The organism is Christiangramia sediminis, assembly GCF_020552705.1.
GTDB lineage: Bacteria > Bacteroidota > Bacteroidia > Flavobacteriales > Flavobacteriaceae > Christiangramia > Christiangramia sediminis.
Genome location: NZ_JAJBZG010000005.1, coordinates 1,140,063 through 1,165,239 on the forward strand (window position 1 = coordinate 1,140,063; position 25,177 = coordinate 1,165,239).

A 25,177-nucleotide genomic window follows, 5' to 3' on the forward strand; every position below is an offset into this window, starting at 1 on the left:
TTTTTTATGCTACAGGATATTTCATTACTCCTGTATTGTTCATATTAGTTAGGTTGTTTTTAATCTTATGTCTGTGAGCTAATAATATTTCTCGAACACAAGCATGATTTATTTTAGAAATATATTTATTATATTTTTTATAGCCTTTCCATTCCCTTTTATGAATATCAGCATACTTATGGGTTAATTTATATTTTAAATAATACTGTGATAATTCACATTTCTTCTTTTTATAGAAAGAGAGTAACTTAGGATCCTGGATAGGCGAAATTTCTTTCTTTAACTGCTCAATTTTTTCTTCAATATCTTTCAAGAATTCAATTTTTTGCTGGTACAACTGATGATAAAAATTTTTCAACATCAAACGCTTCTCCTTGCCCAGAACTATCCTGTAGATATAGGCACTTTTATAATTCAATATTCGCAGTTTCTCTAATAATTCAATTGTTTTTTTCTTTTCCCCTAAATGCATAACTCATCCTCCCTGGAATTAATCTAATGTGAATATATTTTCTAAATCTTGTCTATTAAAATTAAAATTCCAATACAATTATTTCGAGGTTTTTAACCTAATTAACGCTCTCTTATCATAATTTCAAATTCTCAGCGGGTAAAGTTTTTGAGGACTCCCAGTGATTTAGGGAAATCAATAAATTAGGGATTATTAACATTTTCTTAATAAATGTTTAATGTTGTTAAAATTTGTCGTTAAACTCAGGTTAATCACTTCCACATTGTTCAATTTTATAAGATGAAATCGTAGCTTTAGAATAGAAAAAATAAAATTATGGCTAAAGATCATGGACCACATATCAAGAATGATGAACAGTACGAAGAATTACGGGATAAAGGCATGAGCAAGGAAAAAGCTGCTCGCATTGCTAATGATCCTGATTCCGGAAAAAAAGGAGGCAAAGCTGATAAATATGAGGAACGTACCAAAGACGAATTATACCAGAAAGCCAAAGAAGTGGGAATTGAAGGCAGAAGTGAAATGACCAAAGATGAATTGATCAAAGCTTTAAGAAACCACTAAATGAGATCTATCTGGAATGGTTCTATAAGTTTTGGACTGGTTTCTATACCGGTAAAACTTTATTCGGGTTCTGAAGACCGGAAACTCGATCTCGATATGCTGGACAGGAATGATCATGGCAGGATCAGGTATAAAAGAGTAAATGAAGACACTGGTAAGGAGGTGGAGTGGAAGGATATCGTAAAAGGTTTCAAAAAAGATGATGCTTATGTAGTTTTGGAAAAAGAAGATTTCGAAAAGGCCAATATGAAGAAAAGCAAAACCATCGATATTGAAGAATTTATTGATGAAAGCGAGGTTGCAGATGTGCTTTTCAAAAAGCCCTATTTTCTGGAGCCCCAAAAAGAAGGGGGGAAATCTTATAATTTACTTAGAGGCGCCCTGCAGGAGACGGGAAAACTTGGAGTAGCCACTTTTGTAATGCGCCAGAAAGAACATCTTAGCCTTATTGGAGTATATAAAAAAGTCCTGGTCTTGCACGTGATTCGCTTTGTCGATGAAATACGGGATCCCAAAGAATTAAAAATGTCTAAAGCCACTATAAAGAAAAAGGAAGTAGATATGGCTGTTTCTTTGATCGAGCAGTATACTACAGATTTCGATTTCAAAAAATATAAGGATGTTTATAATGATCAGTTGATGAAGATCATCAATTCTAAAGCTACCGGAAAAACTGCCAAGATCGAGGATTTTGATAGTAAACCGACTCCGGCTAAAGATCTTATGGCTCAGTTAAAAGCGAGTCTCGATAAAAAGAAAAAAGGTAAAGCATCCTGATAGATGAGCCTCGAGGATTACATCAGGAAAAGGGATTTTAAAAATACTCCCGAGCCAGAGGCTGAAATTTCCAAAGAAAACAAGCATCGTTTTGTGATTCAGCGGCACCAGGCCAGCAGGTTACATTATGATTTGCGACTGGAAATAGATGGAGTTTTAAAAAGCTGGGCGGTTCCCAAGGGCCCATCGATGAATCCGAAAGATAAAAGGCTGGCCATTCACACCGAAGATCACCCTATAAGATATCTGGAATTTCACGGGACTATTCCCAAAGGTAATTATGGAGCCGGGGAGATGAAGATCTGGGATGAAGGTGTTTTTGAATCGGCTAATGCAACAGATCTTTTGAAACAACTGAACTCAGGAAATCTTAAGATCATATTTTCAGGAAAAAAGCTAAAAGGTGAATTTGCCCTGGTAAGAACGAATAGGGGGGAACAGAAAAATCAGTGGTTACTGATCAAGAAAAAAGATAAATTTTCTACAGATCTTAATTATGATGCCGAGGAGCTTAGCGAAAATTCGGAACCCAAACCCGGGAAGCTTATAGAGCTGAATTTTAAAGACCCGGTAAAACCTATGCTGGCCACAAGTGGCAAAGCAATATTTAATGATCCCAATTGGATCTATGAATTAAAATGGGATGGTTACAGGCTCATCGCCCATGTTAATGATGGGAAGGTAAATATCCACTCCAGGAATGGGATTTCCTATAATTCCAAATTCCCACAATTGGTCAAAGACCTGGAAACTATTTCACATGAAGTGATCCTGGACGGTGAGGTAGTGGTGGTTAATGAGAGTGGTATTCCCAACTTTCAGAAGTTGCAGAACTACGACTCTAAAACCAAAGGGACGTTGAAATTCTATGTTTTTGATATGCTTTATTTGAATGGACATAGCATGTTGAATTTAAAACTACTGGAGCGCAAAAGTTTTATTCCGGAAATTCTTGAAGAAACTCAGGTAGCGGTTTTTTGTGATCATATTGAAGGCATGGGAACAGCATTTTATCAAAAAGCGATCGATGCCGGCATGGAAGGAGTGATCGCTAAAAAAGTGGATTCTACTTATTCTCCGGGCTATAGAAGCGATCACTGGTTAAAAATTAAGGCGGAAGAAAGCCTGGAAACTATTATTTGTGGCTATACAGATTCTGAAGGAGCTCTTTTTGGATCCCTCATCCTGGGAATTATGAAAGAAAATGAGCTTGTGTACGTGGGAAATTGCGGGACAGGTTTTTCTAATAGAACTCAAAAAGATTTACTGGAAAAGATGAAACCCCTGGGGACCGATAGGCCCGCATTTAATAACAAGCCAAATTTAAAAGGTAGAAAAGCGAACTGGGTAAGTCCGGAACTGGTTTGTGAAGTCACTTTTTCTGAATGGACAAAAGCAGGAAGAATGAGACATCCTGTTTATAAAGGCTTGCGAGAAGATAAATTTCCCATGCAATTGAATAATGAAACCAATCTGGAGCCAAAACATAAGGAAACAAAATCGGCTGCTTCCAATACCCTGGAAGTCGGTGGGAAAAATGTAAAATTAACCAATCTTGATAAAGTGTACTGGCCAGATTCCGGTTTACGTAAATATGACCTCATAGATTACTATATCCAGGTTTCAGATTATATTTTACCCTATTTAAAAGACCGGCCTCAGAATTTACACCGGCACCCCAATGGGATTCAAAAGGAAGGATTTTATCAGAAGGATAATGAAGGTTTGATCGAGAACTGGATAAAAACCACCAGAATTCATTCAAAATCTGCTAATAGAGATATAGAATATCTTCTTTGTCAGGATGAAGCTACCTTGCTTTATATGGCCAATCTCGGTTGTATAGAGATCAATCCCTGGAATTCCAGGATCAATAACCTGGATTATCCTGATTATGCGGTAATAGATCTGGATCCTTCAGATAAGAACAGTTTTGATGAGGTTATGGAAGTTGCACTGGTCGCTAAAGATTTACTTTCTGAAGCCGATATTAAAGGCTATGTGAAGACTTCAGGTTCCAGCGGACTGCATATCTATCTTCCGCTTCAGGCTGAATATACTTATGAGGAAGCACGGGATTTCACCAAACTGCTTTGTTATTTTATTCAGGAAAGAACGCCAGGGCTTACCAGTATGGAGCGTGCAGTGAAAAACCGAAAGGATAAGATCTATCTGGATTATCTACAAAATCGTCGTGGTCAAACGCTGGCTTCAGCATATTGTGTGAGGCCAAAGAAAGGAGCACCGGTTTCAGCACCACTGGAATGGAAAGAATTGAAGAAAGGTTTAAAAATCACCGATTTCAATATTCAGAATATGCCTGAAAGACTGGAAGAAAAAGGAGATATTTTTAAGGCCGTGCTGCAGGATAAATTAGATATGAAAAAGGCTTTGGAGAGGCTTAATAACTTATAAATACTAAATAATTTATAAATCTCAGCCCTAATTAGGGCCTTTTCAGAATATAAGCTAAATTGAAAACAAAGCTTCAATTTTAATGATCAAACGTTTTAAAAAGCTCCTCGGGAGATACAATAATCTGGAACAGGTACATGTAATTCCTTATAGAAGCTACGGTACTTATTCTCATTTATATGTAAAAGGAAGGGTTCTGGACAATGAACCGCTCAAAATTGTAAAAGATCAGTCGGTTTACCGAACCATCAAAAATACCTACAAGCAATTTGACAGTTTTGAAATTCCCGATGCCGAGATGGAGCTTATTGTTCCTGATAAGATCAATCTGAAATCCACTACCAATGATGAAGGTTATTTTCTTTTCGATAAAACCATTGAAGAGAATTTATCTGAACATGCTTCAGAAGAAGGCTGGGTAGAATACGAAGTCTATTACCGTAACGAGGTAGAACCTAATACCGAACTGATTGCCAATCCTGCGCGAGGTGAATTTCTAGTGCCGCAAGTAGATGCTGAATTTGGGGTGATTAGTGATATAGACGATACCATTTTGCATACCGGGGTCACTTCATTTTTAAAATGGCGTTTGCTGAAGAATTCTTTGCTAACCAATGCCTATAAAAGAATTCCGCTGAAAGATGCGCCAGATCTTTATCAAAAACTTCATAAAGGAAAAAGCGGCAAGAACAAGAATCCCATGTTCTATTTAAGCAATAGTCCCTGGAATATGTATGAGTATTTGAAGTTATTCCTGGATTATAATAAATTTCCAAAAGGTCCCATTTTGCTACGCGATCTTAGAACTCCTTTTGAAAGTACGCTTAAACCTGAAAAACCACATAAACAAAAGGAGATCATTAATATTCTTAAAACCTATCCCGATCTAAATTTTATTCTCATTGGGGATAGCGGGGAACATGACGCCAGTATCTATACCGAAATTGCCGCGCAGTTTTCTGACAGGATTCTGGCTATCTATCTTAGAAGTGTAAAGCATAAAAAAAGAATGGAACGGGTGAGGAGTGTGATTGACGAATTTGATACGGTTCCGGTGTTGCTTGCTGAAGATTCTAATGAAGCCGAAAAACAAGCTCGGGAAAGTGGTTTTATTCAATAAAAAAATCGGTAAGTTGAAATTCACAGCTTACCGATTTGGAAATTTTCTAAATTCTAAAGTCTATCCTGGATCTATACTGGTTCCTACCGCCGCACGTTGACTATTAGGTGCTTTTCTTGGCATCGTTCTAAAGATCTGATCCCATAGCGGTGAAGATACTCCAAAAGCCCTGTCTGGCTCCCTGTAATGGTGAATACTATGATGATGCCATAAGATCTTTAAAAAGTTATTAGGCACCTTAAAAGCATGTACTGAATAGTGAACTGCAAGGTATGCGGCGTACCCAATTAAAAAACCAGCCAGGAAACCAAAAACATAATCTCCCAGAACGGCACGGTAGATAATAAAAAGGACCGTTGCTATGATTAAACTGAGTAATGGTGGCATGGCAAGTCTCGATTTATCTTTTGGATAATCGTGGTGAACTCCATGCATGGTATAGGATAGCTTCTGTTTTTTAGGGGTGGTTGCAGGGATATGATATAAATATCGGTGCATCACATATTCTATAAATGTAAAAAAGAACAGCCCTGCTAGAAATAATCCTATCATCGCTGGAGCTTCAAAACCCTTTTCAATAACACCATAGTAAACCAATGCGGCAGAGATCACTCCAAAAATGATCAAAGGAAGGGATATATGGGTATGGGTTAATTTTTCAAGTATAGGGTTGTTGAATAATTTTGGAGAACCCTTATGTTTTGGTCTTTTCAATTTTGTCGATTCCATATTCATTTCATTTTAAAAAAGTCCGTGTAACTCTCCATCAATACGGTTTATAATATCACCAAGATGTTCAGGATTGTCTACAAAGTTAATATTATCTACATCAATAATCAGCAAATTTCCCTTGTCATAATTATGTACCCAGGCTTCATAACGCTCATTCAGCCTGCTTAGATAATCGATAGAAATCGAGTTTTCATAATCTCTACCACGACTATGTATCTGTGCAACAAGGTTTGGGATACTGCTTCTTAGATAAATAAGAAGATCTGGTCCCTGTACCACGCTTTCCATAAGATCGAACAGTGATTTATAGTTTTCAAAATCACGGTTGGTCATCAATCCCATCGCATGCAGGTTAGGGGCAAAGATATAAGCATCTTCATAGATCGTTCTATCCTGAATGATCTTTTTACCACTTTCCCTGATCTGCAAAATCTGTCTGAACCTGCTATTTAAAAAATAGATCTGTAGGTTAAACGACCAGCGTTCCATTTTGTTGTAAAAATCTTCCAGGTAAGGATTTTCCAGTACATCTTCAAACTGGGCTTCCCATTTATAATGTTTTGCGAGTAATCGGGTAAGAGTGGTCTTTCCTGCACCAATGTTTCCGGCGATGGCTACATGCATAATTTGATTTCTTAGGCTGAATTAAGGTGTGTAAAGATAAAATAATTGAATTAAAAAGGGAGTAATAGAAACGAGACTGAAAATATTTTTTTGAATTGTTTATTAATTATGGATGAAATAACATTAATTAACTGAAATACAAACAATTATTTAAATAGATGATGAATGGTTTTTGTGATTATAGATATTCTTGTCGATTGCAAAAAGCTATACAGTAAACGAACCAGAACAATTTTTTAACGGTATAGGCTAAATTTATTTAGGTTAAAGAACATTTTAAAAAATACCCTGAAGGCAAGTCGCACATCTGGCATAGGTCCAGATGCAATCCACAAAATCTGTGAACATATGAAAGAACAGCCCAATAAATATAATTCGGAATATTCTGTTCTTAACGAAGATCATTCCCAGCACATAGATGGTAATAGCAATTTCTGAATGTAAAGGGTGAAAGCCTATTCCGCAGCGTTCAGGATCAAAAATAGGATCGGCTAAAAGATGATCCAGATCTACCAGCATGGTTGCGGCAAGAATCAGCCAGTATTTCAGCCAGTTTTCTTTATCGTAAAAGTAAGCAATGGCTCCAATTACTAAAAAATGCAGGGAATAATGGACTATGTTTTGGATCACTTTCTATTGCTTAAGCTTTGCCAGATTCTTCAGAGGCCTCTTCTCTTAATAATTTATTCAACTTTCTTTCCAGGGCAATATACCTTGAAATTCCAACTAAAAGGAACAGGACGCAGATCAATAAGGAGAGATATCCTACCCACATTAAACTTATATCCTGGTAATTTTTGATTTGAAGTAAGGCCAGTCCGCTGATCAATAAATATATCGAGGCTCGTATATAAGAGAGCAAAGTACGCTCATTGGCTAATTTGGTTCGTTCCAGCGCGAGATGTTCACGCAGGAGTTTCTCATCTATAATTCTGGTCTTAAACGGATTGTGGAGTTTTACTCTTCTCATGATCAAAAAGGAAAAAATATTGGAATTACAAAAGATGCAGCGATCCAGACGATAAAGTTAAGCGGTGTACCGAAAATTAAAAAATCTCGGAACCTATAATTTCCCGGAGCATATACCATCGTATTCACCGGATAGCTCACGGGAGTCATAAAAGTAAGGGAACAGGCGAACATTACCCCTATTAAAAAAGGTTTTTCACTCACCTGCATAGCTGCCGCTAGACTTATTACGATGGGGGTCATCAAAGCAGCGGCAGCTTTACTTGAAAGCACATTAGTAGATAAGAATGTAAATAAAAAAATCAGGCTAAGCGTCCATCTTGGATCCATAGTTCCCAGAGACTCATAGATATATTGCGAAATTATATCTGATCCACCCGTTTTTTCCAGGGCTTTTCCCATAGAGAGAACCCCCGCGATCATAAAGATCACTTTCCATTCTATGGCTTCATATGCTTCCTGAGGCTTCAAAATAGTAAGGGTCACCAATAAGAGGCTTCCTATCATGGCACTTATTAAAATGGAAGTTAGATTAAAGGCTGCAGCGCTAACCACTCCAATTACAATAAGAATTGCGGGAATAGCCTTTTTATAATCCACTCTCCTTCCCTGATATTCTGAAAGTGTTACTATAAGCTTTTCAGCAGTAAGCAGGGAAATTGCTTTTCTTGAAGCAAATAACAACATCATATCTCCTTCTCTTAGTACAACCTGGGAAACACCTTCGGTAATGGTTTCTTTTCGGTGTCTTATGGCAAGTACAGAGGCATAATAGGTGCTTCTGAAATTAATTTGTTTTATAGAGCTCCCCGCAAGTTCAGAACCATAGGGAATCATGACTTCATAAATTTTCTTGTCTTCGTTAGGAGTTTCCTTTTTGGGTTTTACATTATCCTCAGGTTTTTTATCAAGTACATTTTCTTTGTCACCGATAACTTTAAGACCTTTTTTCACCTTAAGTTTTGCGAGATTTACAGGATCCACGAGTATTCTCACAAGGTCATTTTCTCTTAGAACTGTTTCGCCGTTGATCTCATAAACCCGGTAATGTTTTCTTTTGATCCTGAGAATTTGAACTTTATAATCATTTACCAGTTTAGATTCTGAAATTGTTGTGTTCACATCATCACTTTCAGGGTGAAGTTCGATCTCGGCCATATATTTTTCAGCCTCTTTTTTCAGCCCGGCATCTTCAGGGAGATCTCTTTTCGGCAATAAAATGGGGCCAACAATAAAAATATAGGTCATCCCGATAGTTAATAAACAAAGTGCCGCCAGGGAAAATTCAAACATTCCGAAAGCTTCAGCTCCCAGTTTTTCCGCATAACTGCTCACCAGGATGTTAGTGGAAGTCCCTATTAAGGTACAGGTGCCGCCGAATAATGCAGAAAATGATATTGGAATAAGGAGTCTCGCCGGGCTGATATTGGCTTCCCTGCAAACCAGCAACGCGACCGGAATTAATATGGCTACAACCGCCGAATCATTTATAAATGCTGAGAGCACCGCAGAGGTGATACATAGCGAAACCAGGGCAAGAAAATAATTTATCCGGGCGATTTTTATCAGCTTTGCACTGAGGCCGTCAATGATCCCAGATTTGAATACGGCGGCGCTCACCACGAACATACAGCCCAGCGTAATTGTTGCGGGGTGATTAAATCCTGAAAATCCTTCCTCAGGACTTAATACTCCCGAAACTATGAACAAAGCCATGATGATAATGGAAGTGGTATCTATCGAGAAATAATCACGTACAAAGAGAATGATCCCTATGATGATTATTGCTACGGTGAGATACAATTCCATTCTCCTGGTTTTATGTCATGCTATGCGTTAATTTCCTGTGCTATGGCATACGCAAGTAGGTCTGGTGAAGCTTTGGGTGCTTTCATACCATTCAAATGCCGAATTATATTTGTTGTTCTCCCAGTAGAAATTAGTTCTTTCTTCCGGTTCGTTTCCAATTTGGTGCATCGTTTTTGCATCAAATAATCTACCATTTACCATGGTGTAGATCACAGATTCAGAATTTCTAATATCTTCTAACGGATTTTTTTCCAGGACGATAAGATCGGCCAGCTTTCCTTTTTCCAGGGAACCTATTTCCTTATCCATTCCAATATACGCAGCCCCGTTGATGGTGGCTGCCTGAAGTGCTTCCATATTGCTCATTCCTCCCATTTGAAGAAGCCATAATTCCCAATGAGCTCCCAGTCCCTGTAATTGTCCATGTGCACCGAGATTCACTTTAACTCCTTCGTCTGAAAGTGCCTTGGCGGTTTTAGAAACCAATACCGGCCCTTGCTCATATTCTTCTTCCGGTAATTTAGTTCGGTGTCTAGATCTTGAATCTACCAGTTCTCTTGGCGTGAAAGTTAAAAGGCGTTCATTTTCCCATACGTTGGTCTTATCGTAAAAAAGATATTCTCCGTTAATTCCGCCGTAATTCACTATAAGGGTAGGAGTGTAGCCGGTGTTGGAAGTTCCCCACAGACTTAATACATCCTTGTAAACGGGAGCCACGGGAATATTATGTTCTATCCCGGTGTGCCCGTCCACGATCATGTTCATATTATGAAAAAAAGTAGAACCTCCTTCCGGAACTACATTCATATTGAGTTCTTTCGCGGCCAGAAGTACCTGTTGTCTTTGTTCACGTCTTGGCTGATTATAACTTTTAACTGAGGTAGCTCCAAAAGCCTTGGTTCTTCTAATCGCCGATCTCGCATCTTCAATACTGTTGATCTCCGCCTTAAAATCCCCATCAGCTCCATAAAGAATAATCCCTGTGGAATATAATCTTGGCCCCACCATATCTCCGCTTTTTATCAATTCTGAAATTCCAAATACCGTTTCACTTAGAGCTGAAGGATCATGTGCCGTGGTAACCCCGAAAGCCAGGTTCGCATAAGAAGGCCAGTGTTTTTTAGGGGTAAGTCCATACCTGAAAGCTCCAATATGTGCATGGGCATCCACGATTCCCGGCATGATGGTTTTTCCCTCAAGATCGTAGGTTTTAGCAGAAGAAGGAATACTTACTTCCCCTGAATTGCCAATAGCTTCAATTTTATTTTTTTTGATAAGAATACTTCCATTTTCGATCACCTCATCCCCGTTCATGGTAATGATCCTTGCATTGGTAAAGGCGATCATCCCATCCGGCACATCGGTTTCGATCTCAAGACCCACTTTAATTCCTTTTTCGGTAACCAGAGGAATAGAATCTGGGGAGTTCTTTAAAAAAGTGAACCTTTTTTCAATATCATTCGTAAAATATTCATCTCCCAGGGTCCAGTGAATTTTTTCGCTGTTATTGGACCAATGTAGATTGACACCCGCGTCCTTGGTTACCTGATTTACGGGAAGAGTTTTAGAATCTGGGGTAAGTTCAATGGGTTTACCCGTCATCGCAAAAGGAGCGACATAAGCCTTATGTAAATTGCTGAAAAGTATCCATTTATTGTCCGGACTCGGAAGAATCCTGTTGGCATATTTTGAATTTATATGAGTTCTTTCATCTTTACCGTTCAGGTCCACACTTTTAAGGCTTTTAGTGATACTTCCGAAGAAATAACCGCCTGTCTGAAAGAAAATTCGGGAGTCATCGGCGTTGAAAATGGGGAAAATCCCTTCATTTATCAATCTCTTCTGATTTTCTCCGGAAGAAGTCATCGTATAGATTCCGGGTTCCTTGGTAAAGGTTTGTCCCTGATCGCTATTCCCTTTTTCCTTTGAAAAAACGATCATTCTTCCATCATTGGAATAGGAAGGGTTTCTATAAATTCCTTTTTCTTTTGTCAGATCTTCCGGAGTTCCACCAGATAGCGATACCTTTTTTATAGTTCCAAGATTTGCATCATCCCAGGTCACATAAATAATATGTTTTCCATCCGGTGAAAAATCCGGTTCATATTCAAAATCTTCAGAATTTGTAATTCGTTGGGGTTTGCCGTTGGGAAGTGATTTTTTCCATAAATAGCCTACGGCATTAAATACCAAAGTTTTTCCGTCTGGAGAAGTAACCGCATGACGAATTACTTTTGCATTGAACTTTTCTGAAAAAACCTCATGATCTGTTCGTAATGTCTCCGCGATCTTAATTTCATTGGAAACCTGAAAAGGAATTTCAGATACCTCATAAGTCTCAATATTGACTTTATTTATTTTCCCGTTTGCCCAGAACACCATTTCTTTATTGTTGGGCATCCAGCTATAATTGGGATAAACCCCAAAAATCGCCCATGCTTCCTGCTGATCTTTACTTAATTTATCGAATACTGGCCATTCTTCACCGGTTTCAAGATCGTGAATAAACAACACCGATTTAGTACGTATACGCTTTACAAAAGCTAGTTTTTTGCCATCAGGAGAAACTTCAGGTCTGGCGGCTCCGCCAGGACCTCCGGTAACTGTAATGGTTTCACCGGTCTCAAAATCATATCTTTTGATCACGTAGATCTGTTTATTCGGATCTTTGTTATACTGAAAATTTCCTCCGGGATACATGTCTTCGCTGTAAAACAGATATCTCCCATCTGCAGTAATGCTGGGTTCATTTACATCCTGCTGATCGTTCTTACGTTCCGTTAGTTGTAAACCTTCCTTTGCAGCGATATGATATTGCCACATTTCGCCAGCGCCAAGAGACCGGCCGGATGTAAAGTGTTTTCTGGCGATAAGTGAATTTCCATCCGGAGTCCAGACCGCATTATTCAATAACCGGAATTTTTCTTCGGTGATCTGTTCAGCATTTTTTCCGTTCGAATCCATTACCCAGATGTTATCACCGCCACCGGCATCACTGGTAAAGGATATTCTTGAACCGTCCGGGCTAAATCTGGGCTGAAGCTCATAAGGAATTCCAGTACGCAGGATGCTGGCTTTTCCGCCACTTATAGGCATTTTGTAAATATCCCCCAGAAGATCAAAAACAATTGTTTTCCCATCGGGACTTACATCCAGGTTCATCCAGGTACCTTCATCGGTATTAAGTTTTAAAGTTTGGAATTTCCAGTCATCAGGATAGGGATCTGAAACATCCCATTTATCTTCTTTTTTTTCGTCTTTTTGAGCTAAAACTGAATTACTATTGGAAATAATGAGTAAAAGGATAAAAACCTTTAAATATTTGAGCATGATAGAGTAGTTTTTAATATTTAAATATACAGCAACTTTCTATTGAATAAAATATGAGCTGTTGTAAATTTAAGGAACTACTCCGGGATCTTTAAAATGGAAGTCGGTTGAGGTCCACATTTCCGCCGGAAATTATGATGCCGATATTTTTATTTTTGAATCGGTCTTTTTCTTTAATTACAGCGGCGAGTGCCACCGCACTGGAGGGTTCCACGATGATCTTCATCCGTTCCCAGATAAGTCTGAGTGCAGCTCTTATCTCTTCCTCCGAAACTCTGATTATTTCTTCTACATTTTCTAGAATTATAGGGAAATTTTGATCGCCAAGTTGTGTTTTTAATCCGTCGGCAATGGTATTGGCAGACTCGTTGGTTTCAATTTTGCCGCTTTTCAGGGAACGCCATGCATCATTAACTTCTATGGGTTCACCACCAATGCATTTACATTTATTTCCGAAGAATTTCACTGCCAGTGCTGTTCCGGCAATGAGTCCGCCACCCCCAACCGGACAAATTATAAAATCGAGATCGGGATAATCCTGAAGTAATTCCATAGCGGCAGTTCCCTGGCCTAAGATCACATCCAGATCATTGGAAGGATGCACAAAAGTAGCTCCTGTTTCCTCCTGTATTTTATAAGCAGTTTCTTCGCGATCTTTTAAAGTTGAAGGGCATTCCGTGATCTTTCCTTCATAAGTTCTAACAGCAGCTTTTTTAACCTCGGGCGCAGAATCTGGCATTACAATATAAGCGGGGACATTTAAGCTTTTAGCGGCAAGTGAAAGTGCCTGGGCAAAATTTCCCGAAGAATGAGTTACCACTCCTTTTAGCTTCTTTTCTTCCGGAAGATTTAAAATGGCATTGGTTGCACCACGCATTTTAAAAGCACCCATTTTCTGAAAATTTTCGCACTTAAACCAAATATTGGTCTCCAGCATTTCATTTATAAGTGTTGAGCTTAACACCGGGGTGCGATGAATATGTGGTTTAATTCTTTCTAAAACCTTTTCTAGATGGGACTTTTCTATTTCCAAAATTTGCAAATTTGAAGTGAAATTAAAAATTCCCTGGGATCTCAGGGAATTTTTATTTTTTCTTTATTCATCTATGGGGATCGTGAGCATGGGAATTTCTGCTTTTTTTATGAGCTCCATAGATACACTTTCCTGCAACAAATTATGTAAAAAACTATGTTTATGGGTTCCTACAATAAGCAGATCTATTTTGAGTTTTTGAGCTTCACTCATCACAGTTTCCACTGTAGATCCCTGTATTAACAAGGCTTCTGCTTTTACTTCTTCACTGAGAAAATTTTTACAGACTTCCTGAAGATTACGATGTTCTTCGCGATATTCTTCAGCTTTAAGGTCACGGATGTACTGTGGCCCCGGTTCATAACCCACAAAATCGGGTTCAGGATCGGCGACATGTAGTACCCATACCTTAGATTCAAATTTTTGAGCAAGCCTATCGGCATAAACCATTAGCTCCCCAAGGCTGTCATTAAAATCTACCGCCACCATGATATTCTTAAACGCATCCATCTGTAAAAGTTTAAATTATTAGTAACCTTTATCTAATTCCACTTTATTTTTTAGTGGTTCTTCTTCTTTCATCCTATCATAATTCTCTGCAATTTGCGGAACTACAGACTCAGGTTTGGTTAAACTAGCAATATGGGGGGTGATATTAATCTTAGAATGTTCCCAGAAAGGATGTTCCTGTGGTAAGGGTTCTTCTCTAAAAACATCTAATGAAGCTCCAGCAAGATGACCACTGTCTATCATCTCCATAAGGTCATGCTCCACAAGATGTTCACCACGAGCCACATTTATGACGTAGGCACCTTCCGGCAGCATATCAAACAGGTCTGCATTAAGAATATTTTCAGTATCCTCAGTTAAAGGTAATAAACAAACCAGAATTTCGGAATTCTCAAGAAATTCTTCTAACTGATCTTTTCCATGAAAACTGGTTACATTATCACAACTCTTTTCAGTTCTGGACCAGCCGTACACCTTAAAGAAGTTTTTATGAAGTTTATCGGCCACTGCATTACCAAGAGTTCCCAGTCCCATGATTCCAACTTTAGTATCCTGGGGTCTTCTATACTGGAATTTATCCCATTCTTTTTCTTTCTGGCATTTTACATAGTGGTGGAGCCCACGAATATGGTTCATTACCTGGCTCAACACAAAGTCTCCCATATCTTCAGTAAGGGTATCGTCTACCACTTTAGTAATTTCAACACCTTCAGGCAAAGCACTATCACTTAAAATATGATCTACTCCTGCGCCCATACTGGCGATAACTTTTAGATTTGGATAATTCTTGAACAATCCGCGTGGATGATTCCAGCTGAGCGCGAACTCTACTTCTTCATTATCATGATCCTCGGGATAAACATATACGTTCATCCCCGGATGCTGATTTTCTAATGCTTTTTTCCATTCTTCCGGATCTCTTCCCGGGCTTACAATCAATACTGACATAATTTTCTTTTTTTAACTAACAAAGGCACTATAACCTGTAATGGCGCGCCCAACAATAAGTGAATTAATTTCTTTGGTTCCTTCATAACTATAAATAGCCTCGGCATCTGCAACAAAGCGTGCCACATCGTATTCCAGTAGAATCCCATTCCCGCCCAATACTTCGCGGGCACGGCTTACCACATCTCTCATCCGCATGCTACAATACACTTTGGCCAAACTCGCATGCTCATCTGTAAGCAGCTCCTGATCTTGCATTTCAGAAAGTCTGAAACATAGGGTTTGCATGGATGTTAAATTTGAAAGCATTTCTACTAAATGATTCTGGATCAATTGGAATGAGGCAATAGGTCTTCCAAATTGTTCTCTTTTTTTGGTGTATTTCAAAGCGCTCTCATAAGCTCCCCTTGCGCATCCCACTGCTTGCCAAGCCACTCCGGCTCTGGTCATTCTAAGAACATTTGCAGTGTCTTTAAAGGAATTTGCATTTTGAAGCCTGTCGCTTTCTGGAACTTGACAATCTTTTAGAGTGATCAGTGCATTCTGCACTATTCTCAAAGCCATTTTTCCTTTGATCTTTTCGGCTTTAAAACCTGGATTTTCCTTTCTTACTAAAAAGCCTTTTACCTGATTGGAGTCCAGATCCCTGGCCCAAATAATGGTAACATCTGAAAAGGTTGCATTCCCAATCCATTTTTTCTGACCATTCAAAATCCAGTTTTCCCCATCAAATTTACAGGTGGTTTCTAGTCCGCCGGCAACACCGGAACCTACATTAGGTTCGGTAAGGCCAAAAGCACCGATTTTTTCCATTTTTTGCATCTGCGGGAGCCATTCCTGTTTTTGCTGCTCGCTACCACATAGATATATAGAGCCCATGGCTAAACCACTGTGCACTCCAAAAAATGTAGAAATGGAAACATCAACCCTGGCGATCTCCTGTGCGATGATACCTTCCATTAAAAATGGCAGGTTAGGGCATCCGTAACCTTCGTAAGGAACTCCCACGATATTCAGATCCCTGAATTTTTCAATAACTTCAAATGGAAATTGATCCTTTCTCCAGTATTCATTTACCAAAGGCCTGATTTCATCTTCCATGAAATTGCGAACCTTCAGCTGAATTTCTCTTTGAGCATCGGTCAGTTTTAAATCAAGATTGTAAAAATCACCATCGATGGGAGGCAGGTCATGCTGGCCTTTTTTGCCTTTAGATTTTAACATTTTCATCAATCCGGCCAATTGACGCTCGTCTAAACTTCCCAAAGATTTCATGGCATCGGCCAGATCTATTTTTTCATTGATCTTGGCTAATTGATCTATGTCAACCGACTTTAGCAGGTTGATGGTGTTTTTTACTTTTTTGAATATAGACATTAGAAAACCGGTTGGTGAGTTTTAAAAATAGGAATTAATAAAGCTCGCTGCTGTTAAGGTTTTCCGAAGAAATGATAAATTCTAAAGCTTACTTATTCAAAATTGAAAAGCTTCTTCATTTTTTATTTTATATTCCCTATATTTTTTAGGTAGCCTTGTAAAAGTTTCGGAAACTCTATTCGAAAAGTACAGGTATGGAATGAATATAACTGCTAAGATAAACTGAAATGATAATCCTTGAATCCATTTTGGATTTGAAAACACATTGCTTCCTTCAATCAAAAAGTTGGTTAAAATAGCATCGATGAAATTTATTGCCAGAACTCCACTGAAGAATATGATTAAAAGATTAGGGACGTAGGTTCTTCTTTTGTAAAACCATACATTAAGATATATGGCGAATACCATAAGGAATAAACTAGCCACGGTTTCAAAAATCAGTAAGAATGAGGATTCCCAAGTAGAGCTAAAGAGATCACTCCATAAACTTGGTGAACTAAGAAAGTTTCCACCAAATGCTTGTCCAAAATAAACCAAAGGATAAAATGCTAGTAGAATAGCCAGAAATATTAGAATGCCACCTATTTTTCGAGACCATTCTTCTTTTTCTCTACTAATAACCTTATAATTTTTACCAATTTTATTTAATAGTATACAACTGAGGATTATAATCAATATTGAAACTGGTAATGAAAGCCAATTATCATCGAAATTATTATCATTGCTACCCGTAAATGCTTTATCATATGTTAGAAAATAAGACAGGCTTTCTTTTGCTCTATTTTGTTCTTTTATAAATTCATTGACCTGATGAGGCTCAAGATAATATTTGTTTGTTTTATAAGTATGAACTAGATCTAGTCTGGCATTTTTATATTTTACATCATAATTGTATTCGAAAGCATCGGTGCCAAAAGAGCCTTCAAGTGGTTCAATACTCCAGGCCTGAGGAACGAATACAATGGTATTATATTCCATATTATTATGAATATTTAAATAATAAGGCATTTCTCTTTCCGCTGTTTTAGTCGTTTCAAAATAATGAGACATTGCCATGGGATAGAATTCTGAAAAAATCACATTTTCATTTTCAGTTGATTTTTTCCAGAGACTATCAATTTTATACTTTTCTATTATTCTAATTTCATTTTTATTTCTTTCATCTATGAACTGAATATCACTAGTAGATTTTATACTAGGATAGTAACTACTGTAGAAATTGAGATAATTTTTTTTCACAATATCCATATTGGACTCTGCAAACTCCAATCTTTTGTAATCTGCCTGGCTTCCTCTATAGATTGAACTTATCTCAAGATCTGCCCTACCTCCAATACTATCTAGAATAAAGGTGTCGGTAACACTTATAATTGAAGGTTCCGGACTAGGTAATAATTCAAGATCATCTTGAGAATCTTTTAATGGAAGCCCATAATGGTAATTAGGAAAATAAATGTTTTTATAGTCCCCTCCCTGATTTGAAAGGGTTGCGTCTACATAATATTTTTTATCACCTCTTTCAATTTGAACTATGCAATGGTTAAATATTACTCCTGAAGGTAATCTTTCGTTAAATTGGTTGGCAGAACTGTTATGTACCAATACTGGAAAAGAGGTAATTTCTCGTAAACTTAAAATTTGACTTAACAAGTGAGCTTTGTCTTTACAATCCCCGTACCTTCTGTTGATTACTTTTGATGGTTTTGAGGGCATATGTGAATTTAAACCACCTTCGTAACCAAGGTAACGTACTTCATCCTGGACAAACCTGATAGCTTTGTTAATATATTCATCCTCGGTTTTCGAATTTTTAATCTCTTCAGGAATAGAATTACTTAGAGAAGCAACTTCAGAGGTATTTACATTGAAAAGATCTGAATATTGCCTGGCAACCTGATTCCAAGATTTAAATTGTGTTATCTCTACATACTTATTTGGCGCATACCATGCTGGAGTATTTGGTTCATAATTAATGACATTAGGATTGGAAATAGACCAGGTGTAAATTATGTGCTGATTAGTTTGGTTCACTTTAGGCTCAGGAGCTCCATTTTGCATTTTGTAATACAGACTTTGGTTTTGAGGAACTAGAATGCTGTAATTTCTTTCTAGGACTGGAAATTGAAACTCCAAGTAAAATGAAGATTGAAAGTTATTTTGATGCACGGGATTCCATCCTTTGATTGTATAGGCATAATCTACTACATCATTCTTCCGTACATCTTTTAGTTGATTAATTACCGTTAATCTGCCATCTAACAAATTGCTTTCGAGATTTTCTTCCCTTTGAGCAACTTGAATATCATTTAGATTTAATCTTTTTAAAACTTTTCCATCCCTAAGAATTCTTATATAATGAATTATCAATTCTTCGTATTCGGGATCAAATGTAAAATTCAAGGAGCTTAAATCTTGAATTGCCTCATTATTAAATAGCTTATAAATAGCCCGGGTATAGCTTTCTTGAGTTTGTAGATTATCGGTCTCGTCTACCAAAAGGTAGATATAACCCGAATTTTGAATGCTATCTTTATGAATAGAAGTGTCGATATTCTGTTCGTCAACCCAATCTGGTACTGGGACAGAGCTAACATTCTTGTGTTGACTAAATGTAGAAAATGAGAAAAGTAGGGTTAGAGCTAAGAGTAAATTGGAAAATTTCAATTATTGGGATTGAATGTTAATAAAAACCAAATAAAGAAGAAAATATCATAAAATACAAATCTTGTAAAAAAACAAAGCCACGCATTCGCGTGGCTTTATAAATTTATGTCAAACAATAATCAGTCATTTAGCGAAATGGCTTCTTTCACTTTATCTACATAATCCAGTTTTTCCCAGGTAAAGAGTTCTACCTCCTTCGTGATCTTTCCTTTATACGGACTCTCAAAAACTTTAGTTATCGTCCTCGATTCTTTTCCCATGTGTCCATAGGCAGCAGTCTCACGATAAATAGGATTTCTAAGCTTAAGTCTCTCTTCAATGGCAGCAGGGCGCATATCAAAGATCGCTTTAACCTTTTCGGCGATCTGCCCGTCACTTAGGTCCGTATTTTTCTTCCCGTAGGTATAGACTGAGATTGAAGTTGGCTCAACCACACCTATGGCATAAGAAACCTGGACAAGAATTTCAGGAGCCACACCCGCGGCTACAAGATTTTTCGCGATATGTCTGGAAGCATACGCAGCAGAGCGGTCTACCTTGGAAGGATCTTTTCCTGAAAATGCACCACCACCGTGGGCACCTTTTCCGCCGTAAGTATCTACGATGATCTTTCTTCCGGTAAGGCCGGCATCTCCATGAGGTCCGCCAATAACGAATTTCCCGGTAGGGTTTATGTGATAAATAATATCATCATTAAATAATTTCTGAACGTATTCCGGCAACTGTTCTTTTACCCTCGGGATCAAAATTTCAAGAATATCTTTTTTGATCTTAGCCAGCATTTTCTCATCGTCAGCATCAAAATCATCATGCTGGGTAGAAACTACTATGGCCACGATTCTCTGCGGAACATTCTCGTCGCTATATTCAATAGTAACCTGGCTTTTAGAATCAGGTCTTAAATATTCGATTTCTTTTCCTTCGCGCCTTAGTTTAGCCAGTTCAATTAGGATCCTGTGAGAAATATCCAGGGCGAGCGGCATATAGTTTTCAGTCTCGTTGGTTGCATAACCAAACATCATACCCTGGTCACCAGCTCCCTGTTCTTCCTTATTACCACGGTCTACCCCCTGGTAAATATCCTGGGACTGTTCATGGATCAAAGAAATTACCCCGCAAGAATCTCCGCTGAATTTATAAGCGCCTTTCGTATAACCAATATCATTGATCACATCCCTGGCGATATTTTGAACATCTAAATAGGTATTGCTTCTAACTTCGCCTGCAAGTACCACTTGCCCGGTGGTTACCAGAGTTTCACAGGCAACTTTGGACTCCCCGTCAAAGGCAAGGAAATTATCCAGTAAGGTATCACTAATCTGATCTGCAATTTTATCCGGGTGCCCTTCAGAAACACTTTCTGAAGTAAATAAATAAGCCATTCAATTACTTTTTAGTTTATAAGAATGGAAAAATTTGACGTGAAGAGCTAAATGGAGTGCGGTAAACATTCTGCTTTAGCATTTTCATATACCTTTTTCACGGTATTAGGGTTGCAATCAGTCAAATCTATCCCTTTCAATATGTTGGCTACAAATGTATAAAAATTCATATCATCGCAAATGGATTTAACTTCATTTTATCCAATTTGAATCATTTATAGGCTTTGTTTAATCTGTCCTTGTATTTCAAAGAGGGTATTTTGGGCGTTGCGTAGCGCCAAAAAAGGCTTACGCCGGGCTTTCGCGGCTCGCTTCCCCCACCTCCCTTGAGGGAGGTCGGAATTTCGAAATAGAAATTCCGGGAAGGTGGGGGGAGAGCTCAAACAACCCGCTCAATCCCTAACGCGGGATTTATTTCCATAAGAATTTTAGCTAGAAAAATTTATGCTTTCAAAGCACCAGCAAAATGGGAGGTTTTAAAACTTTTTTAATTTATTTTTTGCTAAAGGCTTGGATATTAAAAAATTCCGTGCATATCTTTGTAATTCAGAAAACAAAAAAATGATCAGAACAATTTGCAATATGATGTGTATGATGCCGGAAGCTTCCGCAGCGCACTCTATTGCATAAACTGAAAAGTATATAAATGCAAAAAGCCGCTGCCAACCGCAGCGGCTTTTTTTATATCAAGATTTTAAAGTTGAAATAAACGTAATCCTGAACTTGATTCAGGATCTATTGAGAAGCTGAATTGAGTTCAGCTTGAGGAAAAGAAATAATGTCACACTGAGCGCAGTCAAAGTGTATAAAACCAAAGCTCCCAAATTGAGTTTTAAATGTTAAGAGAACTAATGAGAACTACTTGTAACCTAATGATGACTATGTGTATGGATATGATGTGTATGCGTCACATGACAAGCTATTGCCAAAACTTGAGAATTTAGATTAGTTATAAAGTTCAATTCAAAAGTCCCCCTGGTAATAGCATATCAGGGGGACTTTTTTATTAGGTCAAAATCAACATTTAAAAATTAATATTATGAGCACACAAAATTTTTCAACGAAAGCATTACATGCAGGACACGATGTAACCCAGAATGGTGGAACCAGAGCAGTTCCAATTTATCAAACCACTTCGTACGTTTTTAATAATTCCGATCACGCGGCCGCACTTTTTTCTCTAGCCGAACCCGGCTTTATTTATACCAGGATCAACAATCCCACGCTGGATATACTGGAGCAAAGACTGGCAGCGCTCGAAGGTGGAATTGCCGCAGTAGTTACCGCTTCTGGAACAGCAGCAACAAATACAGCGCTGCTTACCTTACTTAAAGCAGGAGACCATATCGTTTCCTCCAACAGTCTTTACGGTGGAACTTATAATCTATTCAAGAATACCTTACCAAGATTCGGAATCACCACCACCTTCGTAGATCCTTCAGATCCTGAAAATTTTACCAAAGCAGCAAAGGAAAATACTCGTGTATTTTTTGCTGAATCTGTCGGAAATCCGAAGCTGGATGTACTCGATCTTAAAGGAATTTCTAAAGAGGCGAAGGCCTTTAAAGTTCCTTTCGTTGTGGATAATACCGTGGCAACACCATACCTGCTTAATCCAATTGAGCATGGAGCTGATATAGTTATTCATTCACTTACCAAATACATCAACGGGAATGGAACCGCACTTGGGGGAGTAATTATCGATGCCGGTAAATTTGACTGGGCTAACGGTAAGTTCCCAGAGTTTACCGAGCCATCTCCGGGCTATCATGGGTTAGTTTATCATGATGCATTAGAGGAAGCTGCGTTCATCGCCAAAGTTAGAATTGAAGGTTTAAGAGATCATGGTGCGGCATTGAGTCCGTTCAACGCTTTCCAGATCATCCAGGGATTGGAAACTTTGAAGATCAGAATTAAAGAGCATAGCAAAAATGCGCTGGAACTGGCTAAATGGCTTCAGGAACAGGATGATGTGGAGTGGGTGAATTACCCGGGACTTGAATCCAGTAAATATCACAAACTAGCCAAGGAATACCTTCCAGAAGGACAGAGCGGATTGGTAACCTTTGGAGTAAAAGGAGGGTTTGAAGCAGCAAAAACAGTGGTAGATGAATCTAAAGTATTCTCGCTACTCGCAAATATTGGGGATACAAAATCACTCATCATTCATCCGGCAAGTACTACGCATCAGCAGTTGACTGAGGAGGAGCAGGCTTCTACCGGAGTAACTCCAGATCTTATAAGGTTATCAGTAGGACTTGAAGATGTAGACGATCTTAAGACAGATCTTAAAGAAGCTTTCGCGCAAATAAAAAAGAAATCATTGGTTTAATGTTGGTTTGGTTAATAGATCCGGGAAAGGTCAGAATGACTTTTTCCGGATTAAATTAAAAAACAATGCTGGAAGAATTAATCATAGAAAATTATACGAATTCCGCGGGTAGCACTCAGGATATACATTTGAGTTATCAGTGGTTTGGAAGAAAGGCTTCAGAAGCTCCAATTATCCTGGTGAATCATGCATTAACCGGAAATTCTTTAGTTACCGGAAGTAATGGTTGGTGGAAGGATCTTATCGGAAAAAATAAGTGTATCGATATTGACAAATTCTGTATCCTGGCTTTTAATATCCCGGGGAATGGATTTAAAGGTCACGAAGATCAGTTCTTTGAAAATTATCGCGAATTTAAATTGAAAGATATTGCTCAGATTCAGCTTATAGCTTTAGAAAAACTGAAGATAGATAAGCTTTTTGCCATTATTGGTGGTTCTATAGGCGGAGCTCTTGCCTGGGAACTCGCGGTTCAGAAACCAGATCTGGCGGAACATGTGATACCAATCGCTTCAGATTATAAATCGACGGACTGGCTTGTCGCGAATTGCAGGATTCAGGATCACATTTTAAATAATTCGTCAAATCCCGTGCACGATGCCAGAATGCATGCGATGACCTTTTATCGAACTCCGCAGTCCCTGGCTCAAAAATTTGAAGGTAAAAGAAATTCCCAGGATCAGGGCTTTGAAGTGGAGAACTGGCTTTTGCACCACGGCGAAAAACTGAAAAATCGTTTCACCCTTGCTTCCTATAAGTTGATGAATCATTTATTGATGACTATCGATATTAGTCATAGCAGCGGAAATTATTTAGAAGCGGCCAGTAAAATTAAAGGGGAGGTGCATATCGTCACGGTAAATTCTGACCTGTTTTTCCTCGCGGAAGAAAACTGGAATACTTACGTAGAACTTTCATTGCTAAAACCTAATATCAGCATACATGAAATAAAATCCATTCATGGGCACGATGCATTTTTAATAGAAACCGATCAGCTTAACAGATTTTTAAAACCAATATTTCAACTAACGACACAAGGATATGAAAACAATACATCTCGCTCTGTTTGGGCCAGGTAAAGTAGGAAGTAAATTGCTGGAACAGCTTGCCAATTCTGAAGAACACTTGAAGAATTCTTCCGGGATCATTTTGAAATTGATCCTGGTAGCAGATTCCTCACATGCACTTCTCAATCCTAACGGCATAAAATCGGGCTGGGATCAGGGGTTCAAAACAAGCTCCCAAAGATATTCCTTTGATGATATTGAAGCTTACCTGAAAAAGCATCAGTTTGAAAATCTTGTTTCTATAGACACTACGGCCAGCGATCAATTTCCACAGAAATATTTTTCTCTGGTAAATGCCGGAAGCCACATAATCGCTGCAAATAAGGTGGCCAATACTTTGTCTTTGGAATTTTATGCAGAACTGAGAAGTCAATTGAAAAGGAATAATAAAAATTTTATTTACGAAACCAATGTTGGAGCAGGGCTTCCAATAGTCGAAACTTTAAGAAATCTTCATCTTTCCGGAGAGAAGATCACGAGGATAAGAGGCGTTTTTTCGGGTTCTCTGAGCTATATCTTCAACACCTTTTCAGAAGAAGAAAAAGAGTTTTCAGAAGTGCTAAAAGAAGCTGGAATTCTAGGTTATACTGAACCGGACGCCCGTATTGACCTTAGCGGAAAAGATGTGGGAAGAAAATTATTGATTCTCGCCAGAGAACTTCAGTTGCAAAAGGAATTTGAAGAAGTTAGTATAGAATCGCTCATTCCATCCCGATTGAATGGAGAAACCAGTTTGGAAGATTTCAATTCAAGAGTTAATGAGCTGGATGAACATTTTCAAAGCTATAAAACAAAACAGTTGAAAGATGAGGTTTTGAGATATGTGGGAGAACTGGATGTGGAAAAAGGAACTCTAACCACAAAATTGATCAATGAACCAAAAGCTTCTGTTTTGGGACAGATTGAAGGCGCCGATAATATTTTTGAGATCTATACAGAATCTTATAAAGATCAGCCCTTGGTGATACGGGGCGCAGGTGCGGGAGCGGCGGTGACTGCAAGAGGAGTATTTGGAGATATTTTGAAAATATCTGAACGATTAAACTAATACA

At 38.3% G+C, this 25,177-nt stretch carries 20 protein-coding genes; 7 read left to right on the forward strand and 13 right to left on the reverse strand.

The features are described from left to right. Positions 1-4 precede the first annotated feature (4 nt). Positions 5-313: a hypothetical protein gene (locus tag LGQ90_RS14660; protein WP_229342254.1), complete on the reverse strand. Its 309-nt coding sequence runs from the start codon at positions 311-313 to the stop codon at positions 5-7. A gap of 474 nt (positions 314-787) precedes the next feature. Between LGQ90_RS14660 and LGQ90_RS14665 the strand changes: the two genes are divergently transcribed. The 4 genes from LGQ90_RS14665 (at position 788) to LGQ90_RS14680 (ending at position 5,348) form a co-directional block, all read left to right on the forward strand. Beyond that, positions 788-1,036 (forward strand): DUF7218 family protein, encoded by a 249-nt coding sequence (locus LGQ90_RS14665; protein ID WP_229342256.1) that lies wholly within the window; start codon positions 788-790, stop codon positions 1,034-1,036. After that, positions 1,037-1,813, forward strand: a complete 777-nt coding sequence (gene ku / locus LGQ90_RS14670; RefSeq protein WP_229342259.1) for a non-homologous end joining protein Ku — start codon at positions 1,037-1,039, stop codon at positions 1,811-1,813. It abuts the gene before it with no gap. Between the two features lie 3 nt (positions 1,814-1,816). Further along, positions 1,817-4,228, forward strand: coding sequence for a DNA ligase D (gene ligD, locus LGQ90_RS14675; protein ID WP_229342262.1), 2,412 nt, complete (start codon positions 1,817-1,819; stop codon positions 4,226-4,228). Between the two features lie 82 nt (positions 4,229-4,310). Then, positions 4,311-5,348: an App1 family protein gene (locus tag LGQ90_RS14680; RefSeq protein WP_229342264.1), complete on the forward strand. Its 1,038-nt coding sequence runs from the start codon at positions 4,311-4,313 to the stop codon at positions 5,346-5,348. 60 nt (positions 5,349-5,408) lie between these two features. Here the strand turns inward: LGQ90_RS14680 and LGQ90_RS14685 are convergent, their stop codons facing one another. The 12 genes from LGQ90_RS14685 to metK all read right to left on the reverse strand — a co-directional run bounded on the left by LGQ90_RS14685 (position 5,409) and on the right by metK (position 20,726). Then, positions 5,409-6,077 (reverse strand): sterol desaturase family protein, encoded by a 669-nt coding sequence (locus LGQ90_RS14685; RefSeq protein ID WP_229342266.1) that lies wholly within the window; start codon positions 6,075-6,077, stop codon positions 5,409-5,411. Positions 6,078-6,089: 12 nt separating this feature from the next. After that, a complete protein-coding gene (locus LGQ90_RS14690) occupies positions 6,090-6,704 on the reverse strand; it encodes a deoxynucleoside kinase (RefSeq protein ID WP_229342268.1) in 615 nt (204 codons plus the stop codon). A gap of 276 nt (positions 6,705-6,980) precedes the next feature. Continuing rightward, positions 6,981-7,334 (reverse strand): DUF6122 family protein, encoded by a 354-nt coding sequence (locus LGQ90_RS14695; protein WP_229342270.1) that lies wholly within the window; start codon positions 7,332-7,334, stop codon positions 6,981-6,983. A 10-nt stretch (positions 7,335-7,344) separates the two neighbouring features. Beyond that, the gene (locus LGQ90_RS14700) at positions 7,345-7,674 is read right to left on the reverse strand and encodes a DUF202 domain-containing protein (RefSeq protein WP_229342272.1); all 330 of its coding nucleotides are present in this window, start codon (positions 7,672-7,674) and stop codon (positions 7,345-7,347) included. 2 nt (positions 7,675-7,676) lie between these two features. Next, positions 7,677-9,482: an SLC13 family permease gene (locus LGQ90_RS14705; protein ID WP_229342274.1), complete on the reverse strand. Its 1,806-nt coding sequence runs from the start codon at positions 9,480-9,482 to the stop codon at positions 7,677-7,679. 27 nt (positions 9,483-9,509) lie between these two features. Next, a complete protein-coding gene (locus LGQ90_RS14710; RefSeq protein ID WP_229342276.1) occupies positions 9,510-12,812 on the reverse strand; it encodes an amidohydrolase family protein in 3,303 nt (1,100 codons plus the stop codon). Between the two features lie 91 nt (positions 12,813-12,903). Next, entirely contained in the window at positions 12,904-13,839 is a 936-nt protein-coding gene (locus tag LGQ90_RS14715; RefSeq protein WP_423738458.1) for a threonine ammonia-lyase, read from the reverse strand. Between the two features lie 69 nt (positions 13,840-13,908). Beyond that, positions 13,909-14,355, reverse strand: a complete 447-nt coding sequence (locus LGQ90_RS14720; RefSeq protein ID WP_229342278.1) for a universal stress protein — start codon at positions 14,353-14,355, stop codon at positions 13,909-13,911. Positions 14,356-14,373: 18 nt separating this feature from the next. Then, a complete protein-coding gene (locus LGQ90_RS14725; RefSeq protein WP_229342280.1) occupies positions 14,374-15,303 on the reverse strand; it encodes a 2-hydroxyacid dehydrogenase in 930 nt (309 codons plus the stop codon). 12 nt (positions 15,304-15,315) lie between these two features. Then, on the reverse strand, positions 15,316-16,680 hold the full coding sequence (locus tag LGQ90_RS14730) for an acyl-CoA dehydrogenase family protein (protein WP_229342282.1): 1,365 nt from the start codon (positions 16,678-16,680) through the stop codon (positions 15,316-15,318). Positions 16,681-16,776: 96 nt separating this feature from the next. Then, positions 16,777-19,344 (reverse strand): DUF3857 domain-containing protein, encoded by a 2,568-nt coding sequence (locus tag LGQ90_RS14735; protein WP_341481969.1) that lies wholly within the window; start codon positions 19,342-19,344, stop codon positions 16,777-16,779. Between the two features lie 119 nt (positions 19,345-19,463). Then, a complete protein-coding gene (metK, locus tag LGQ90_RS14740) occupies positions 19,464-20,726 on the reverse strand; it encodes a methionine adenosyltransferase (RefSeq protein WP_229342285.1) in 1,263 nt (420 codons plus the stop codon). 1,039 nt (positions 20,727-21,765) lie between these two features. On the opposite strand from metK, the gene LGQ90_RS14745 reads away from it, so the two are divergent. The 3 genes from LGQ90_RS14745 (at position 21,766) to LGQ90_RS14755 (ending at position 25,173) form a co-directional block, all read left to right on the forward strand. Then, entirely contained in the window at positions 21,766-23,058 is a 1,293-nt protein-coding gene (locus tag LGQ90_RS14745; protein WP_229342289.1) for an O-acetylhomoserine aminocarboxypropyltransferase/cysteine synthase family protein, read from the forward strand. Between the two features lie 65 nt (positions 23,059-23,123). After that, complete coding sequence (locus LGQ90_RS14750) at positions 23,124-24,137, forward strand: alpha/beta fold hydrolase (RefSeq protein WP_229342292.1); 1,014 nt, start codon at positions 23,124-23,126, stop codon at positions 24,135-24,137. Beyond that, on the forward strand, positions 24,100-25,173 hold the full coding sequence (locus tag LGQ90_RS14755) for a homoserine dehydrogenase family protein (protein WP_229342294.1): 1,074 nt from the start codon (positions 24,100-24,102) through the stop codon (positions 25,171-25,173). The genes LGQ90_RS14750 and LGQ90_RS14755 overlap by 38 nt, the downstream gene beginning before the upstream one ends. The last annotated feature ends 4 nt before the right edge of the window (positions 25,174-25,177 follow it).